Here is a 17,417-nt window from a genome sequence, read left to right as displayed (position 1 = left end):
CTAGTTCTTGAGCCATGGCTGCGACTTGGTCTGCAACCGGTTGGCCAGCAATGTTGCTGCTATGGAGATTACAAGAATGACAACGGTGATAGCGTTGGCGAACTGGGTAAAGCCTTCGGATGCATAGCGATAAGCAAGGACGGAGAGCACCGGTGTGGTTGGTGTGAACAAGAGCACCACAAGTGAAAGATCGCGCATGATCTTGACAAAGATGATGATTGCGCCTGCTGCCAGCCCGCGGCTGGCCAGGGGCATGGTGATGGCAGAAAGCCTGCGGAAAAACCCCGCCCCTGTCAGCCGCGCACTTTCCTCAAGATCACCCGAGACCTGCTGAATGACCGCCCTCCCTGTCTGGACCGAGAATGGGACCAGGTAGGCAGTGCCCGCGATAACCAACAGGGTAAAGGTGCCGTAAAGTGCCGGGAAGGGACCAATAGGCGCTCCAAACAGCGCGATATAGGCGGCTCCAAACGCAATACCTGGAACCAGCAAAGGCAAGAACGCAATCTGATTGATAACGCCTGACACAAGGCCGGTGCGATAGCGCGCCAAGGTAAAGGCCACCATCAACCCGAGGATCGACCCTGTGATCGCGACTACCAGTCCGAGGCTGACTGTTGTTGCAGTTGCCGAAACGATAAAGGGGTTATGAAGCACACCTGCCTGGCCGTGAGCGATCGAAGGATTGGAGGTGCCGAGCCAATAATGCAACGTCCAGTTCGAGAACAAGGCCGATGAGCTTGGTGCCAGCGACGAGGCTATGAGCACGACCACAGGAACGATGGTGGTCAGGGCGCAGATGGTCATTCCAATGGCCAGCAACGGCAATCGAACCGGGCCGAGTTCAAACCGTTTGGCCCGTCCACCCTTGCCGGTAATTGTTGCGTAGGATTGACGTCCCGAGATGACCTTATTGCCAAACCAGAGGAAGAAAGCCGACACGACAATCAAAAGGATCGCGATGACGTAGCCGCGCGCAGTCTGACCGATCTCGATCATGCCAAACAGTCTCGTCGCCATGGTCTGCATTCGCACAGGCAACCCCAGAAGCGCCGGCGCTGCGAAATTGGAGACAGCTCCAGCAAAGCTGAGCGAGGCGCCCGACACGATCGCGGGAAGCGCCACCGGCAATATGATGCCGGCAAAAATGCGACCGCGTTTTGCGCCGGTCATTTGTGCCGCTTCAACTAGGTCGGAGTTCACAGTGGCAAGTGCTGCCGCGATGACCGTGAATGCCAGCGAATAATAATGAGCCGTGAGCACGATGAAGGTGGGGACCATTCCCCAGCTCAGCCAATCAGGCACGGCCAGCCCCAACGCTTCAAGAAACCCGGTCTGACCGCCGACCCGGCTATTGCGAAACAACGAGCTCCACGCAAGAGCGGTAGCGAAACTGGGGATCATGAAGGGAAGCGTTGCCAGCAATCCGATGGTACGCCGGAACGGCACGTCGGTCATGACCACCAACCATGCGAGGAAGCCCCCGATCAGGACGCATCCACCCGCCACCCCAATGCCAAGGACAAGTGTGTTGGACAGCGGCACCCACAAAAGATTGCGCGAGAGTGGACTGAGGACAACGTCGCTCCATGCGGCGATGGTCTGCGGTGCCAAGGTTTCAGAGAGGATGCGCAGCAATGGCCCGGCGATCAGCGCGCCGACCGCCAGCAGTACGCCGATCTTCAAGGAGAGACCTTGCGGAATGGCATAGCGCAAGCGCTCTGCCAGAGGGGTCATGTTGGCCATGGAAGATGTCCGTTCAAGTGCCCTGGCGACGGGTCGCCAGGGTCAATGTCAGGTCAATTATTGCAGGATCAGAATCGTGTCGGCGACATCCTGTCGGATTTCTGCTGTAGCGGCCGGAACGATGCGCCATGCGGAAAAGTCTTTGAGCGGAACAGCATCGGGGTGACTGACAATGTCGGTGCGCGTTGCATAGTCGCCCGCGACATAAAACGGAGCAAAACCGTCTCCACCCGTTTCACTGTCATCACCCATCAGAAAATCGATGGCGAGCCTAGCCGCTGCAGGATGCCCGGCATCGGCAGCAAGGGCCAGGAGTGCTGGGAAGATGATGCCATTTGACGGCGTGACATCGTTGGCAACCTGAAGTGCCCAGCCTTCATCTTCATTATCCCGGCGATCGGAATAGGATGTAAACCCGACCGGAGGGTTGGACTGCCCCATCGAACCGATCGCCGCATTGACGTCGTCGGTGGATGATACCAGCACGATATCGTTTGCAAAAAGATCTGTGATGAACTGGATGCCGGCTTTCTCGACGCCGGGGTCAAGCGTGACTGGCACACCGAACTCGGCTTCGTAGGCGGCCGCCATTTCCTCAGAGCGCAGGACGAACTCGACCATAAGATCGAGGTAGTCGCCACGCTGCAGCGGATCGACCATGACGACGCGACCGCTCCACTCATCGCGGGTCAGGTCCCACAGATTATCGACCGGAGCGCCGTCCGGATTCGCCTCTTCATTATACATCAAAACCTTTGTAGAGAGCCGCTGCGCAAGCAATGGCGATTTGAACTCTTTGGGCAAAAGATCACTCATGCGCGGCGGTACATAAGCCTCGATCAACCCTGTCTCCAGCAGTTCGCTGAGAACAACGGGTGCATCAGAAATGTAAACGACGTCTGCAGACGCAATGCCGGCTGCGGATTCGGCGCGCAATCGCGCGATTTGCTCGGTCGAGCTGGCATCATAACCTACGAGGTCGATGCCGGGGTATCGTGCTTCAAAGGCAGCTTCGACAGCCGCGATGCGACTGGTGAAGGAATACACCGTTACGGTTCCCTCCTCTTGCGCCAGCGGCAACAACTCCTGCGCACTCATCGCATCAAGATCCTGTGCCACAGCGGGCATCGCGAGGAGACCGGCGGCAGCCGTCGAAAGTAATACTTGCTTGAGGGTCATATCCCTGTCCTCCAGTTGGTTATGAACCGGCTTCACCGGCCCCTCTTCCTGCACATTTCTTTGCAACATTGTGATGACACGCAAAATAGCTTGCATAAATATGACGCGCAGAATTTCGGTGTCCTCCCAACACCGCCTCCTCCTATCGAGACTCGAAATTGCTGATAAGTTCGCCCAGCGTTTCCAACCGCTCGAGTGTTGCATCCTGATTCATTTGCGCCATCATGAGCACCAGGGCATTGGTTATGGCCATGGGTACCGTCAAAGTCTGAAAGCTGTCATTTGACCCTGATCTTGGTGCGGACAACAAAAGTTTTGGTGCAGGCGTCAAGGCAGGTCCGATCGAACCCGAAATGGCAAGAGTGCCAGCACCCACGTGATGCGCTCGTTCGACAAGGGGCGCGAAATGACGAGGCTGGCGGCGGAAAACAAACAATACCATCACATCGTCTGCGCCAATGCCCAGCATTTGTTCGGCCAAATCGCGCCCATCTCCCGACAGAACCTCCACCTCCACTCCCATACGCAATAGCCTGCGGGCCAACATTGTGGAGAGTGTTACGGCATTGCCGCGCGCGAAAATAAAGACGCGACGGGCGGCAGTCAGCGCTTTAACCGCGTCAGAAATTCGAGAGGAATCAACATAATCAGGAAGTGCCGTCAGCGCTTCGACTTCACGTGCGATCAGCTCGTTGAGAATATCGCCGTTTTGCGCTGCCGCTTCCAACGTGTTGCGAACGCGTGTGGCTGGGCCTGCCTTGACGATAAATTCCTGGCGAATGGCATCGCGAAAGTTGGCGTAGCTCTCAAAACCCAGTTTCTTTGCGAGACGCGATGCAGTAGCCTCGTGCACGCCAGTGCGCTGGGCCAGACTGGAAGCCGTTCCCAAAGCGACATCCCGGGGTTTGGCGATGACTTCTCGCACCAGCAAATGTTCCGCTCGTGTGAGACTTTCCGCCACTGCCTGAACGCGTTCGAGTATCGACATCACTCCTCCTTGCTCAAGCTATAGCGTAACGCATATAAACTTGCAATAGTAATATGTCTTGCAAGTTAGCTTGCATATTCTGGTCATACGATTTCGTCGGCTGAACAGCCGTCTGAATGCGAAAATTATGCATGATGTCGCATGCAAATATCGTCCGTTGGTAACGGCAGCTTTCGAGAAATGCCGAGACGGGTTGATGGCGGGTATCAGACGGCGCAAAGTGGTCACTCGCCAACGAGTCGACTCAGCACTCGTGAGCCGATTCGGACTCCCACTTCGCTCGCATCAGCGCAACTGCTTCCACTATTTCACGCACGGCAAGCGGCCGCCTGTAGAGCCTGTCTCCAATGAGGAAACCCGGCGTTCCGTCAAGCCTGAGCGCCCTGGCGTGCGCCTGGTTGCGAGCGATCAATGCATCGATCGTAGTCAGATGTACATCCAGCATGTCGCGCACATCTCCGGCATCGGCACCGACGCTGCGCAGCGCATCGTCCACCTCTCCATGCGTCAGTTCGCCTTCGATAGTCATCACGGCATTGTGCGCAGGTTCATAAACACCGAGCCCCGCCGATGCGTGCACCATGCGTGAGGCATACCAGGCCATACCACCGTTGATCGGCCAGTCCTTCATCACCAGCCTCAGTCTGCCATCGGCACGCACGCTCTCCTTCAGCGCTGCGTGGATCGCCTTGCAGGACGGGCAGAGATAATCGAAGAACTCGGCAATGGTCACATCACCCGCCGGATTGCCCAGCACCTTCAAGCCAGGGTCGCACACCATGTCGTCAAGGCCGGGCGCCGCACCCGCGGACAAAGGCACAAGCGCCAGCGTGCCGGAAGCTCCAGCCAGTAAGTCACGCCGGGAAATCACGTGCCTGCCCCCGCCGCGCGCACTGTCAGAACCGCTCTCAATCCGCCGCCATCCCGGTTTTCAAGTGCAAGCGTGCCGTCCATGCGCCCAATGGCCGCCTGTGCGATGGCGAGCCCCAGACCGCTGCCGGTGGCCGAGCGGTTTCGCCCGCGCACGAATTTTCCCACCACCTTGAGAATCTCGTCTTCCGGGATGCCCGGGCCGTTATCCTGTACGACAAGTCTCACCCCTTCGGTCTCCCGCTCTACCCGGCACTCAACCACGGAGGTTTCCGGCGAATGGTTGAGCGCGTTTTCGACCAGATTGCGCAGCGCAAGCGAGAGAAAATGCGGTTCGGCAAAGATCATGACGGGTGCACGCGCTTCTCCACCCTCAACGACAAGGCGTGCCCCGTCCGCTGGCAAAGGCAGCTCCGCCACACTCCGGTTGAGAAGCGCATGTGCACTCACAGCCTGAAGATTCGACTCAGCGTCGTTCGCCTCGAGGGCGGCCAGGTCGAGCAATTGCTTCACGAGTCGGCTGGTCCGGTCCACGCCCATGGTGATCTGCCGCAACGCATTGGCATGCACGGCCGGGTCGTCGCTCGCCAACGCAATCTGCGCCTGCGTCTTCACGCCCGCCAGCGGGGTCTTCAGTTCATGGGCGGCGAATGCGGTAAAACTGCGCTCGCGGTCGCGCGCGTCTTCCACCCGCTTGAAAAGTCCGTTGAGCGCATTGACCGCCGGCGCGATTTCCTTCGGCAGTTTGTCAGCCTTGAGCGGCCGCAGATCGTTTGCCGGGCGTGTTGTAAGCGTTTCGGCCATATCGCTCAGAGGCGCAAGGCCCCGCCCGACGGAAACGAGGATGACGCCCACCAGAAACGGCAGGATCAGAAGTGCGGGCACCACCAGTCCCGTGATCACGTCGCTCACCAGGCTTTCGCGGATTTTCAGGCTGTCGCCCACCATCACACGCACATTGAGCCGCTGGTTCTCCACGGAGAAAACACGCCAGCGCTCGCCCCCCACCTCGGTTTCTGAAAACCCGTCCACGACCTCGCTCAACGGCGTTGCCGGCGCGTTCTCCGAGCGTCCTACAAGACTGCCTTCCAGCGTCCAGATCTGACACGAAAGTTGACGCTCGTAGGGACGGTGGCTGTGCTCGAACTCGCCCACCACGTGGCTGGCTGCCCCTTCCTCCAGCCCCACGTCGATACGATGATCGGACAGGAGCGAATTGACCATCCGCGCCGCCTCCATCAGCCGCGCATCCAGCACCCGCTCCACCTCGGCCTGCGTACTGAGATAGATCCAGCCGACGGCAAGCAGCCACACCAGCCCCGTCGAGCCCATGAGGATCAGAATCAGTCGCGCCCGTATGGACTTCATGCGCGCACCTCCCGAAGCCGATATCCCACTCCCCGCACGGTGCGTATAAAGTCGGAGCCGAGTTTGGAGCGCAGCTTGTGGATGTGCACCTCCACGGCGTTACTCTCCACCTCTTCCTGCCAGCCATAGATCGTTTCTTCGAGTGCCGGTTTGGAAAGGATGCTTTCCGGCCGTTCCATCAGCGCCGCCAGAAGCGCAAATTCGCGCCGCGTCAGGATTACCAGGTCACCGTCGCGGGTAACGGACCGGTTTGCCGGATCGAGCGTTACCCCGCCCCAGGCGAGCGTTGCGCTGGAGCGTCCCTTGCCCCGGCGCACCGCGGCACGCACACGCGCCGCCAGTTCGTCGAGATCGAAGGGCTTTCCCAGATAGTCGTCGGCACCGGCGTCCAATCCGGCAATCCGGTCGGGAACCTGATCGCGCGCCGTCAGAAGCACCGCCGGCGTGGCATCGCCTCGCCGGCGCAAATCCGAAAGCACATCGAGACCGGAGCCGTCCGGCAGCATCAGGTCGAGAACGACACCTTCATAAGCCTGTGCACTGAGCGCGGCGAAGGCGTCCTCACAGGTGGTCACGGCATCGACCGTGAAGCCGGCAAGCCCCAGCCCCACGGTCAGACCGTCCAAAAGCAGCGGATCGTCTTCAACCACCAAAAGTCGCATCGCACGCGTCTCGTTCACATCGGCAAGGAACAGGCCTGTCAGGAAACCAGCAGATGGTGCATCTTCGGGTCTGGAATGACGACAATCGGGCTGCCGTCCCTCACATTGTCGTACAGGTGAATGATATCCTGATTGATGAGACGGATACAGCCGGACGAAACGGCCTTGCCGATGCTCCACGGCTCCGGCGTGCCATGAATGCGGTAAAGCGTGTCTTTGCCGTTCAGATGGATATAGTGCGAGCGTGCGCCAAGAGGGTTGCGCAGGCCCGGAGGCATGCCGCCATTGGCGATGCTGTAGGGCTCCAGTTCCGGTCGCCGCGCCACCATCTCGTCCGGCGGCGTCCAGCGCGGCCATTCGCGGCGATAGGCCATGATCGCCCGTCCAGCCCACGAGAAGCCGTCGCGCCCGACACCGATGCCATAGCGCGTCGCCCGGTTCGGCCCGGTCACATGGTAGAGATACCTGTTCGGCGTATCCACGATCAGCGTGCCCTTGCGCTCGCTGGTGGGATAATCCACCTCCTTGCGCCACCAGCGTTCTTCCAGATGACTTATATCGACTTCGGGAATGGGAAAACGCTCATTCGGCATGGCGTAATACATGGGTGGAACGACGCGCTTGGGTTTCGGCGGCTCCACCACCTTCGGAGCTTCGGATTTCGGCGTCGCAACGCAGCCTGAAACCGCCAGCGCGCTCAGCCCGGCCAGAAAGCCACGCCGTCCCAACCGCCCTGAACCGATAGAATGTCCAACGCCCATATGTCCCTCGTCCGGTCGGTCGGACGCCCGCATCCGGGCGCTCATGCCCGTGCGAAAATGCGCCATGCTGAAAACTCCTTACTGCTTCATCGCCCGCCCAAAACAACACCCACCTTAAGGCTGCCTTAAGTTGAGGCGTTCAATTCACGCTCCAGCATACCGCCATGAGGATACGAACCCGGCAGTTCACACGATAGAAGTGACAGAATGAAGACCTTCCTGATCGCGCTTGCAGCTTTCCTGTCCGTCAGCCTCGCACCCGCCCCCGCATCGGCCCAGATCGCCAAGCCGCTGCCGGTCGACGAAGCCTTCACCCTTGAGGTGACGCGCGCGCAAGACGGTACGCTGGCCCTCAACTGGCAGATCGCCGAAGGCTACTATCTCTATCGCGATCACATCGGCGCATCGCAGGATGGCGCGGAACTGCCGCTCGAAACCAGCCCCGGCATCCGTAAGGACGATCCCACATTCGGCCTCTCCGAGATTTATTACAAAGAGGCAAGCGCACATCTTGCCGAACAGGTCTTCGGCACGTTCGACGTCACCTTTCAGGGCTGTCAGGACGGCGGCATCTGCTTCGCACCGGAGAGCCGGCAGGTAAACGCCCTTTCGCTCGCCGTCACCAGGCCCGAAGCATCTCAGGCCCCCGCGCCCGTAGAATGGATCACGGAAGAAGCGCCGACCGCCGCAGCACCCGCGGCGAGCGAAGACTCCGGCTTCGCGCTCGCCGAGGATGACGGCCTCATCCCGTCCCTGCTCGGCCGTGGCGGCATTCTTCTCGTGCTGGTCAGCTTCCCGCTCTTCGGTCTGCTTCTGGCCTTCACTCCATGCGTTTTCCCCATGTATCCCATCATGGCCGGCGCACTGGCGCGCGAGGGTGACAGGCTCACCGCGTGGCGCGGCTTCGAGCTTTCCTCGATCTATGTGATCGCGCTCGCCCTGGCCTTCGCGCTTCTGGGTGCCGCCGCCGGCTGGTCCGGGCAGAACCTGCAGCTTGTTCTGCAATCGCCCGTCACAATCGGCATATTGTCCGCGCTTTTCGCCGTTCTGGCGCTTTCCATGTTCGGCCTGTTCGAACTGCAATTGCCGACCGCGTGGACAAGCTGGGTGGCAAACCGCACGGGCGGTCTCAGTGGTTCGCGCCGCTCCGCCGCCATTCTCGGTTTCTCATCCGCCCTCATTGTCGGTCCCTGCGTCACCGTTCCGCTGGCCGGCGCACTCCTCTACATCGCCCAGACCGCCGATGTGGCGCTGGGCGCGGCAGCCCTTTTCGGGCTTGGCATAGGCAAGGGCATCCCCCTCATCGTCATCGGCACGCTCGGCGGCAAGGCCCTGCCGCGCGCCGGCGCATGGATGGAAAGCGTCAAGCGGGTGTTCGGCTTCGGCTTCCTCGCCACCGCCATCTGGACGGTTACGCCCCTGCTCCCCGCCGGTGTCGATCTGGCGCTCTGGTCCGCCTTGCTGATCGCCATCGCAAGCTTCGCCTTCAGCGCAAGGATCGCCGAAACGACGCCGCTCGCCGCCATCCGCTCTGTTGGTGCGCTATCGCTCATCTACGGCATCATCCTGATGCTCGGAGCAGCCTCCGGCGGCACCGATCCGCTCAAACCGCTTGCCCGGATCGCCCAGCGCGGCGAAACAGCGGCACCCGCCCGCGAACTCGCTTTCGGCCAGACCGGCTCCATTCCCGAACTCAAGGCGCAGTTGGCCGACGCCGACGGCACCCCCACCCTCGTCTACTTCACCGCCGACTGGTGCGTCACCTGCCGAGTCATCGAGCGCTCCGTCCTGCCGGATGCCGGCGTGATCGACAGTCTCGACAGCTTTCAGCTCATCAAGGCCGACCTGTCTGATTTCAACGATGAGAACGCCGCTCTCATGAAGGCGCTTCAAGTCGCAGGCCCGCCCACCATGCTCTTCTTCGATCCCGCAGGCCGCGAAGCGACCGGCACCCGTCTTGTCGGCTCCATCACCATGGAAAACCTCGCCCACTCCGCCAAAACCGCCAAGGCGCTTTGACCATGAACGCCGTTTCTCTCGGTCCACTCGTGCTCGCGGCAGACCGTTTCGCCGCCGTGCTTGCCATCTTTGTGTTCCTGATCGTCACCGGCGTCATGGCCCAAAAGGTCGATGAGCGCTTCAACGCTTGGTCCTGGTGGGCCTTTCTGGGTGGCATCCTGGGCGCGCGCCTCGGCCATGTGCTCATGAACATGCAAAGCTTCATGGCCGAGCCCCTGCGCATTTTCGCGCTCTGGCAAGGTGGTTTCTACTGGCCGACGGGCGCGGCCGCCATCGTCGTCAGCCTGCTCGTCATGCTGCCAGCTGGCCGCCAGCGCCTCTGGGCGCTTATGCCGCTGGCCCTCTCCCTCATCGTCTGGAACACGACCTGGCAGCTCACCGGCGGCACCAACCCGATCGCCGTCCCGAACCAGGCGTTTGAAACGCTTGAAGGCAACGGCTACCGCCTCGAAGCGCAGAAAGGCACGCCGCAAGTGGTCAATCTGTGGGCGACATGGTGCCCACCCTGCCGGCGCGAAATGCCGATGATGGCCGACATCGCCGCCTCGTCGGACGACGTCACCTTCGTCTTTGCCAATCAGGGCGAAGGCCGCACGGCCATCCAGCGCTATCTCGCCGCCTCCGGCCTCTCGCTCGACACGATACTGGTGGACCAGTTCAGCGACCTTTCGCGCTTCTACAGCGCCCCCGGGCTACCCGCCACGCTGTTCATCGATGCCGATGGCGTCCTGCAACATGCGCATCTGGGCGAAATCTCACGCGAGGTGCTCATCGGGAAGATCGAGAATCTCAGAACCAGCATCAACCCATCAGGAGACACAAGGCCATGATGAACCGCCGTATCCTGCTCGTCGCCGGCGCCGCGACGCTCGTCACCGCCGGCGCGGCCCGCGCCCAGCTTTATCCAACCGTGGAAGAGGTGCTGTTCGACCCTGAAATTCCTGTCATCGGCAATCCGAAAGGCGACGTCACCATCGCCGAGTTTTTCGATTACCAGTGCCCCTATTGCAAGCGCGGTCACCCCGACCTCCTAGACGTGGTGCGCGAGGACGGCAATGTCCGGCTGGTGATGAAGGATTGGCCCATTTTCGGCGAACCGTCCGTCCATGCGGCAAGCCTCGTTTTGGCAGCCGGTCCCGACTATGAAGCCGTCCACAACGCGTTGATGGTCACGCCAGGCCGCCTGACGAAAGACGAGGTCGACGAAACGCTTTCCACCGCCGGCCACGATCCTGAAAAACTCCTGTCCAACTTCAGAAAAGACCGCCAACGCATTGAAGGGATTCTCTCCCGCAACATGGATCAGGCCAATGCATTCGGCTTTAAAGGAACGCCGGCATTCTTGTTCAACACGAAGATCCACTACGGCGCGTTGGATCGTCACGCTATTCTCGTTGCAATATCTGAGGCCCGAGGCCAACCGGGGAGACAAAAGACGTTGTGACAGTAATTTTGACCGGCGGCGTCAATACCTGTTGATCATTTGACGCCGGTTCAGAACCTCCAGTCCATTATGCTTCGCCGCCAGGCCACGATTCGAAATCTGGAACACGGTGAACATGACGAAACCTCGGGCGGCTTCGGATTCATCTCGGCCAGGCCGTCAGGTTCTGTAGCGAACTATTCGGTAGTGGTGGGTAGAGCATGAAGGCTTGTTGCTTTCGGGGAGTTCGTCATGTTCAAAGACCGTCATTTTGATCACTCGGTGATCCTGCTTTGCGTACGCTGGTACCTTGCCGCAATCTCAGCCTTCGGGACCTAGAAGAGATGATGGCTGAGCGCGGTATTCACGTCGACCATTCCACAATCCATCGCTGGGTCTTGCGGTTCTCGCCGCTGTTGCTCGAACGGTTCAACAATCGTAAGCGACCCGTCACCTGCAAATGGCATGTCGATGAGACCTATGTGAAAGTTCGTGGACGATGGATGTATCTTTACCGCACCATTGTCAGTCTGGGTGATACGATCGAGTTCTTCTTCAGTGAACATCGCAATCTGTTGACTGCCAGGTGTTTCATCAGGAAGGCATTGGCGCGTCATGGCCGCCCTGAGCGCATTGTCATTGACGACAGCCAGACCAACCGCGAGGCAATCATCGCAAGCGACGGGGAAAGATGGTTGAGGGATCATCCGCGGCGTTCGTCGACGCCGATCCGCATCCGGCAGAGCCAGTACCTCAAAAACCAGGTGGAGCAGGGTCACCAACGCATCAAGCGCCGCAACCGATCAATGCTCGGCTTCAAGTCACAGACGAGCGCCGCCATCATTTTGTCCGGCGTCGAGATGGTTCACATGATGACAAGCGACAGGCGAGGTATGCCTACAATCCCTGTCCGACGATCGCTGAACAATTCGACCTTCTCGCCGCATGACCGATGGACCGAACCCGCGGTTCATCATCCCGTTGCTACGTTTGCGACAGAGCCCGATGGTTCAGGTGGAGTTACACAGCGGCTCCTATGACACGATCGAAAGGATGCTGCTTGATGAGCGTGCCGAACTGGGTTTTGTGCGAATGCCGGTCCAGAAGGGCGAGCTGGTGGAAACCCCGCTTGTCCAGGTCAATACGGTCTGCGTCCTGCCGCAAGACCATCCACTTGCCGTGGAAAGCGAAATCGACGTGCGCGATCTTTCCGATGAACCCTTGACCCTGCTTGGCCGGTTGCGGGTCCCGCGCCATGAGATCGACACGCTGTTTTTCACAGTACCGGATCCGCCCCAATGTGCGGCTGGAAGCGCACTCCGTTCAGTCTGCCTGCAGTATGGCCGCAGCCTGTCTTGGAGTCACGCTGGTCAACGAGATGATGGCGCACGACTATGCTCACATGCCTGTGGTCATCCGCAGGCTGAAACAGAACATCACACACTACTTCGCTCTGACTCTGCCTGCAGACATCCCCTTGGCGGACGCTGCACAGATATTTCTCGACACGACCGTTACGTTTCTCAAACGTCACTTCACCACTTTGCAGACCGGCCAGCATATCGAGCGGGGGCGGAGCCCTGAAACCTCAATCATTTCGTGAGGGCGCAACCGCCACCACGCGGTCACCGAGCAGCCGCAACCCGGTAGCAGGGAGTGAAAACCCACCCTCGCGAAGAGCTGCATCGATCTGCGCAAAAATGGCGTCCCTACAATCCACGTCATCGGCGAAACTTGGCACCCAGAACCGCACATGATAGCGGATTCCGTCCAGATCATACGAAGCGACCCGCACATCGGGGTTAGGGACGCTCACGATAACCGGTGAACGCGCCGCGGCTTCCGTCAGAAGTGCACGCGCATCGGTCACCGACAGATCATGACTGAGCACCACCTCCACCTGCGCCCGATATTTTCGGTTCGGCGCGCTGTAATTGGTGAGCTTCTGCTGTGCGATCTGGCTGTTTGGCAGGATCACATAGGTATCGTCGCGGGTGAACAGACGCGTTGTCCGCCAGCCGATCTCGATTACCCGCCCTCTTGTCTGGTCGTTGATCGAGACCCAGTCGCCGATGCGATAGGGAGCCTCGATCCCGACAGCGATCCCGGCAAACACATCCCCAAGCGTGCCCCGAAGCGCGAAACCGATCACCGCAATGATCAGACCCGAGCCGGCAATTGCACCACTCCAGCTCTGTCCGATCACCAACATGATCGTGGCAATCGTTGCCGCAATGAAAAGAGTGGCCGAGACCAGCTCAAGCAGAAGTTTTGGCACTTGACGGCGCCTGCGTCCAGCACGTTCCAGAGCCAGACCGACAAGTCTTCCGCCCAGCCACGCCGCTGAGAAATAGGCTGCCCCGCCCGTCAGAATACGGATCGGTTTCTGTGAGACCTCCAGCGCGAACCAGTCAATTGCCTGCGGGTGAAGCATATATAGTGTGACAGCCGTCAAGGTACTGAGTGCGGGTAGCAGAACGCGCATCAGTCTTTCGCGAAATCGGTTCATATCCGAACCTCGCCAAACGGAATGCATTTCGGCACCAGACGTGCGCGCACGCATCCAATGCACGATGATAACGCCTGCGATGAAAAAAAACGGTGGCGCCGCGAATGGTTGACCAGATTTCTGTTGAACACTTCTCTCTCCGGAACCCTGGGGGTACGTCAATGATCCTGCGAACAAAAACCCGGAGCAGGAGAGAGCCGATGCGCTATGTCAGCCCAATGCCGCCCCGGGCGCCACATGGCTTCGCAAGTGGGTCCTGCGTGTTTGAGATGTGAGAGACCTGAACATCACCTTTATCTGGGTATTCCAAACAACACTTCAATCGGATCTGGCTGCGTGCTTCAGACGCAGCCAGCCGGCAATCGCATGACCGTCAGTTGCCGTATCGATCAGGCCCCAGAGCCGAAACATCAATCTCCGGTGTCATACCTGAGATAATTTCAGTCAGCACCCGCGCGGAACCGCAGGCCATGGTCCAGCCAAGCGAGCCATGACCGGTGTTCACAAAGAGGCCGGGAACCCGCGTGGCGCCGATGACTGGTGGCCCGTCTGGTGTCATCGGACGGAGCCCGCTCCAGAATTCGGCGTTTTCCAGACTCCCTGCACCGGGGAAGAGGTCGCTCACCGAGTGCTCCAGCGGGGCACGGCGGGATGCGGGCATGGAGCGGTCGAAGCCTGAAATTTCGGCGGTCCCTCCCACACGGATGCGGTCTCCCAGTCGTGTGATGGCTATCTTGAAAGTCTCATCCATGACAGTCGATACCGGAGCACCAGCCGCATTGTGGATCGGCAACGTCAGTGAGTAACCCTTGACCGGATAGACGGGAATGCGGATGCCCAGCGGGCCAAGCAGACGAGGTGAGTGGCTTCCTGCAGCCACGATGACGGCGTCCGCAGCGAGAAACCCATCCCGCGTTTTTGCTCCGGTAACTTTGCCCCCTTCGCAGACCAGTCTCTGAGCCTCCACCCCATATCGGAATTCAACCGAGGACGATGCGAGCGCGGCCAGCCGCTCGGTGAAGATGCGGCAGTCTCCCGTTTCATCTCCGGGGAGACGAAGCCCGCCCACAAACTTTTCGGCGACCTGTGAAAGAGCCGGTTCTGCAGAAATGCACCCAGCCCGGTCGAGGATCTCAAACCCGACGCCGAACCTTTTAAGCACCTCCACATCGCCACCAACGCCATCCAACTGCTGATTCCTTCGAAAAAGCTGCAGCGTTCCCTTCAAGCGCTCATCATAGGCAATGCCTGTCTCGGACCGCAGCTCGCGCAGGCAATCGCGACTGTATTCCGCGATAGGCACCATGCGGGCCTTGTTGATCGCGTAGCGCCTGGATGTGCAATTCAGGAGCATTTTCAGGAGCCATGACCACATTGCGGGATCTGGTTTTGGACGGATCACGAGCGGTCCGTGCTTCATCAGAAGCCATTTCACCGCTTTTAGCGGAACCCCCGGTCCCGCCCATGGCGACGAATAGCCCGGCGAGACTTCACCAGCATTGGCATAGCTCGTTTCAAGTGCCGGGCCGCCTTGCCGATCAACCACGGTCACGTTGTGCCCCTGACGCGCAAGATACCAGGCTGAGGTCACGCCGACGACACCGCTGCCTACGATCAGGATCTTCATTTGCGCCCCCATCGGGTCGCAACAGAAACTGCCGCACGCACGCGGCGATCAAGAGGTTTTGTCATGATGCATCTCCACCGGGCCGACGGTGGTGGACCCGGAAATCAGAACCGAATTTCAGGTTTGTTGGGATTTCCGGCCCCTGGTCGACGGCCTTACGGCCGCGCCAGGGCTAGATGCATGCGATGAGGCCCCCCGCGTGGTTCATGAACCGCAGGCGGGTCTTCTTCCACATATGGTGTAACAGGGTTGAAAACGGCACGATCATCACCACCGAGTAGAATACAACAGAGAATAGCGATCGCACCTCAGAATCGCAACCGGATAGAAATCGGAGGGAGTTTACGATTTCTATGCACTCAGTCACCAGTCGATATCAGTTCCCAACTGTTACTAACAACTGGAAGAGGACGAGCGAACGTCCATGCTTCGACCACGTCGATGATTTCCGCAGGATTCCCACTGACGGTCAGACCTTCGGCGCTGCGCTCGACCCAGATCATCTGCGCGTTGAAGCATAGTGTCACTTCCATCGAGGCCTCGCACACGTCAATCTGCACAATGTCGATGCTTTCGATGCCAATCAGAGCGAGGTCGACACACTCTCCTCGACTGGCACGCGCTGCGCAGTGTTCCGCGAAAACCGCCAGAATCTCTTCCGAAACCAGAGGTTCAAGTCTATCCAAGTCACCCGCCGCAAAAGCGCTCACTATAATCTCGTAGGCGTGGCGCGCACCGTACACGAACATATCGAGGTCGAATGAGGGGTCGAAGCGCCGAATTTTGGCAATTCCGGTGTCGGTCGTGCCATACTCGATCACGGTATCTGCCATGGCTTGTGTCGGCTGCGTTTGATCTCTGGTATCTTGGTCCCGTGTCGCAGCTTCAAGAAACGTCAGAAAAACCCACCACAACCAGAACAGAATGATCCCGGGCAGGCCGGTTGCTCCATCCATAACCTCGTTCATTCATACCTCCTGTCACGATATACGCGGGAGCGACGAAAACTGATGAAACGGTGGCGGTGAGGTCAGCGTCCATTCGAGCGTGGTCGCTCCGGCGCCCCAGGGATTGGCTTCAGCAAGGCGCTTGCGGGAAAAGGCTTCGCCTACAGCGAAAAGAAAAACCAGGAGACCTGCCGCTGAAACATAAGATCCGACCGAGGAGATATAATTCCAACCAGCGAAGGCGTCGGGATAGTCGGCATAGCGGCGTGGCATTCCGGCGAGGCCAAGAAAATGCTGCGGAAAAAAGACCAGGTTGACGCCAATAAAGGTGAGCCAGAAATGCAATCGTCCCAGCGTCTCGTTCATCATGTAACCGGTCATCTTGGGGAACCAGTAATACCAGCCCGCAAAGATGGCGAATGCCGCACCCAGTGACAGAACGTAGTGAAAATGCGCAACGACGTAGTAAGTGTCGTGCAACATCCGGTCGACGCCGGGACTGGCAAGAACCACGCCGGTCACACCTCCGATCGTGAACAGAAGAACGAAGCCGGTCGCCCACAACATCGGCACACGGAAGGTGATTGAGCCGCCCCACATGGTGGCAAGCCAGGAGAAGACCTTCACGCCGGTCGGCACCGCGATCACCATTGAGGCGAAAGCGAAATAGCGTTGGCTGTCCATCGACATTCCAGAGGTGTACATGTGGTGCGCCCACACCACGAAACCGATCGCACCGATGGCCATCATGGCGTATACCATGCCGAGATAGCCGAAGACCGGCCTTCGGGCGAAGGTCGCGATGACATGGCTGATAATGCCGAAGGCCGGAAGGATCATGATGTAGACTTCCGGATGTCCGAAAAACCAGAACAGATGCTGGTAGAGGACCGGATCCCCACCGCCTGCCGGATCGAAGAAGGCCGTACCGAAATTCCGGTCAGTCAGAAGCATGGTAATGGCACCTGCAAGCACCGGCAGCGCCAGCAGGAGCATGAATGCGGTGACCAGCATCGACCATGCAAAGAGCGGCATCTTGTGCAGTGTCATACCCGGGGCACGCATGTTGAAAATCGTCGTGATGAAATTGATCGCGCCGAGGATCGACGATGCACCCGACAGATGGATCGAAAGAATGACGAGATCGACCGCCGGCCCAGGCTGGCCGAACACGGAATAGGGTGGATACAGCGTCCAGCCGCCTCCATGGCCGAACGAACCGGGCGCACCCGGTACGAACAGCGACATGAGGAAAAGCAGAAACGAGACGACAATCAGCCAGAACGAAATGTTGTTCATGCGCGGGAAGGCCATGTCC

At 59.4% G+C, this 17,417-nt stretch carries 15 protein-coding genes and 2 pseudogenes; 6 read left to right on the top strand and 11 right to left on the bottom strand.

Annotated elements, in window-relative coordinates:
- From QZ638_RS06810 to QZ638_RS06780, 7 genes are all read right to left on the bottom strand, one after another.
- Nucleotides 1–1,746: an iron ABC transporter permease gene (locus QZ638_RS06810; RefSeq protein ID WP_295808273.1), complete on the bottom strand. Its 1,746-nt coding sequence runs from the start codon at nt 1,744–1,746 to the stop codon at nt 1–3.
- Between the two features lie 57 nt (nt 1,747–1,803).
- Entirely contained in the window at nt 1,804–2,925 is a 1,122-nt protein-coding gene (locus QZ638_RS06805) for an extracellular solute-binding protein (protein WP_295808302.1), read from the bottom strand.
- A 142-nt stretch (nt 2,926–3,067) separates the two neighbouring features.
- Nucleotides 3,068–3,913, bottom strand: a complete 846-nt coding sequence (locus QZ638_RS06800; RefSeq protein WP_295808271.1) for a MurR/RpiR family transcriptional regulator — start codon at nt 3,911–3,913, stop codon at nt 3,068–3,070.
- Between the two features lie 244 nt (nt 3,914–4,157).
- Nucleotides 4,158–4,784 (bottom strand): thioredoxin domain-containing protein, encoded by a 627-nt coding sequence (locus tag QZ638_RS06795; protein WP_295808270.1) that lies wholly within the window; start codon nt 4,782–4,784, stop codon nt 4,158–4,160.
- Nucleotides 4,781–6,151 (bottom strand): ATP-binding protein, encoded by a 1,371-nt coding sequence (locus QZ638_RS06790; RefSeq protein ID WP_295808268.1) that lies wholly within the window; start codon nt 6,149–6,151, stop codon nt 4,781–4,783. Before QZ638_RS06790 ends, QZ638_RS06795 begins: the two co-directional genes overlap by 4 nt.
- Nucleotides 6,148–6,813, bottom strand: coding sequence for a response regulator (locus QZ638_RS06785; protein WP_295808266.1), 666 nt, complete (start codon nt 6,811–6,813; stop codon nt 6,148–6,150). The genes QZ638_RS06790 and QZ638_RS06785 overlap by 4 nt, the downstream gene beginning before the upstream one ends.
- A gap of 38 nt (nt 6,814–6,851) precedes the next feature.
- A complete protein-coding gene (locus QZ638_RS06780) occupies nt 6,852–7,574 on the bottom strand; it encodes a L,D-transpeptidase (RefSeq protein ID WP_295808301.1) in 723 nt (240 codons plus the stop codon).
- Between the two features lie 207 nt (nt 7,575–7,781).
- Here QZ638_RS06780 and dsbD point away from each other — a divergent pair, with 207 nt between their 5' ends.
- From dsbD to QZ638_RS06750, 6 genes and pseudogenes are all read left to right on the top strand, one after another.
- Nucleotides 7,782–9,593 carry a protein-disulfide reductase DsbD gene (dsbD, locus tag QZ638_RS06775; protein ID WP_295808265.1) on the top strand — a complete coding sequence of 604 codons (1,812 nt, stop codon included), beginning with the start codon at nt 7,782–7,784 and terminating at the stop codon, nt 9,591–9,593.
- A gap of 2 nt (nt 9,594–9,595) precedes the next feature.
- Nucleotides 9,596–10,423 (top strand): TlpA disulfide reductase family protein, encoded by an 828-nt coding sequence (locus tag QZ638_RS06770; RefSeq protein WP_295808263.1) that lies wholly within the window; start codon nt 9,596–9,598, stop codon nt 10,421–10,423.
- The gene (locus QZ638_RS06765; protein WP_295808261.1) at nt 10,420–11,037 is read left to right on the top strand and encodes a DsbA family protein; all 618 of its coding nucleotides are present in this window, start codon (nt 10,420–10,422) and stop codon (nt 11,035–11,037) included. The genes QZ638_RS06770 and QZ638_RS06765 overlap by 4 nt, the downstream gene beginning before the upstream one ends.
- Nucleotides 11,038–11,268: 231 nt before the next feature.
- Nucleotides 11,269–11,965: pseudogene (locus QZ638_RS06760) on the top strand (IS6 family transposase).
- Nucleotides 11,962–12,231 (top strand): annotated as a pseudogene (locus tag QZ638_RS06755) (LysR substrate-binding domain-containing protein); the annotation flags it as partial. The pseudogenes QZ638_RS06760 and QZ638_RS06755, both read left to right, overlap by 4 nt.
- Before the next feature lie 40 nt (nt 12,232–12,271).
- Nucleotides 12,272–12,619, top strand: a complete 348-nt coding sequence (locus QZ638_RS06750) for a LysR substrate-binding domain-containing protein (RefSeq protein WP_295808260.1) — start codon at nt 12,272–12,274, stop codon at nt 12,617–12,619.
- Here QZ638_RS06750 and QZ638_RS06745 read toward each other — a convergent pair.
- The 4 genes from QZ638_RS06745 to QZ638_RS06730 all read right to left on the bottom strand — a co-directional run.
- Complete coding sequence (locus QZ638_RS06745; protein WP_295808258.1) at nt 12,605–13,525, bottom strand: mechanosensitive ion channel family protein; 921 nt, start codon at nt 13,523–13,525, stop codon at nt 12,605–12,607. The two genes, QZ638_RS06750 and QZ638_RS06745, sit on opposite strands and share 15 nt — an antisense overlap.
- A gap of 373 nt (nt 13,526–13,898) precedes the next feature.
- Complete coding sequence (locus QZ638_RS06740) at nt 13,899–15,152, bottom strand: D-amino acid dehydrogenase (protein WP_295808257.1); 1,254 nt, start codon at nt 15,150–15,152, stop codon at nt 13,899–13,901.
- Nucleotides 15,153–15,511: 359 nt separating this feature from the next.
- On the bottom strand, nt 15,512–16,120 hold the full coding sequence (locus QZ638_RS06735) for a Tim44/TimA family putative adaptor protein (RefSeq protein ID WP_295808255.1): 609 nt from the start codon (nt 16,118–16,120) through the stop codon (nt 15,512–15,514).
- A 12-nt stretch (nt 16,121–16,132) separates the two neighbouring features.
- Nucleotides 16,133–17,417: cytochrome c oxidase subunit 1 (locus QZ638_RS06730; protein WP_295808254.1), on the bottom strand; the 1,285-nt coding region annotated here is incomplete at its 5' end.

It is taken from the genome of uncultured Nitratireductor sp., from assembly GCF_913053745.1.
Classification (GTDB): domain Bacteria; phylum Pseudomonadota; class Alphaproteobacteria; order Rhizobiales; family Rhizobiaceae; genus Nitratireductor.
Note: the sequence above shows the minus strand (reverse complement) of the source record. Positions and strands in the feature narration are given on the sequence as shown.

Coding starts and splice junctions, on each gene's coding strand:
- QZ638_RS06810 (WP_295808273.1), bottom strand. CDS start 1,746: ATGGCCAACATGACCCCTCTGGCAGAGCGCTTGCGCTATGCCATTCCG.
- QZ638_RS06805 (WP_295808302.1), bottom strand. CDS start 2,925: ATGACCCTCAAGCAAGTATTACTTTCGACGGCTGCCGCCGGTCTCCTC.
- QZ638_RS06800 (WP_295808271.1), bottom strand. CDS start 3,913: ATGTCGATACTCGAACGCGTTCAGGCAGTGGCGGAAAGTCTCACACGA.
- QZ638_RS06790 (WP_295808268.1), bottom strand. CDS start 6,151: ATGAAGTCCATACGGGCGCGACTGATTCTGATCCTCATGGGCTCGACG.
- QZ638_RS06785 (WP_295808266.1), bottom strand. CDS start 6,813: ATGCGACTTTTGGTGGTTGAAGACGATCCGCTGCTTTTGGACGGTCTG.
- QZ638_RS06780 (WP_295808301.1), bottom strand. CDS start 7,574: ATGGGCGTTGGACATTCTATCGGTTCAGGGCGGTTGGGACGGCGTGGC.
- dsbD (WP_295808265.1), top strand. CDS start 7,782: ATGAAGACCTTCCTGATCGCGCTTGCAGCTTTCCTGTCCGTCAGCCTC.
- QZ638_RS06770 (WP_295808263.1), top strand. CDS start 9,596: ATGAACGCCGTTTCTCTCGGTCCACTCGTGCTCGCGGCAGACCGTTTC.
- QZ638_RS06765 (WP_295808261.1), top strand. CDS start 10,420: ATGATGAACCGCCGTATCCTGCTCGTCGCCGGCGCCGCGACGCTCGTC.
- QZ638_RS06750 (WP_295808260.1), top strand. CDS start 12,272: ATGAGATCGACACGCTGTTTTTCACAGTACCGGATCCGCCCCAATGTG.
- QZ638_RS06745 (WP_295808258.1), bottom strand. CDS start 13,525: ATGAACCGATTTCGCGAAAGACTGATGCGCGTTCTGCTACCCGCACTC.
- QZ638_RS06740 (WP_295808257.1), bottom strand. CDS start 15,152: ATGAAGATCCTGATCGTAGGCAGCGGTGTCGTCGGCGTGACCTCAGCC.
- QZ638_RS06735 (WP_295808255.1), bottom strand. CDS start 16,120: ATGAACGAGGTTATGGATGGAGCAACCGGCCTGCCCGGGATCATTCTG.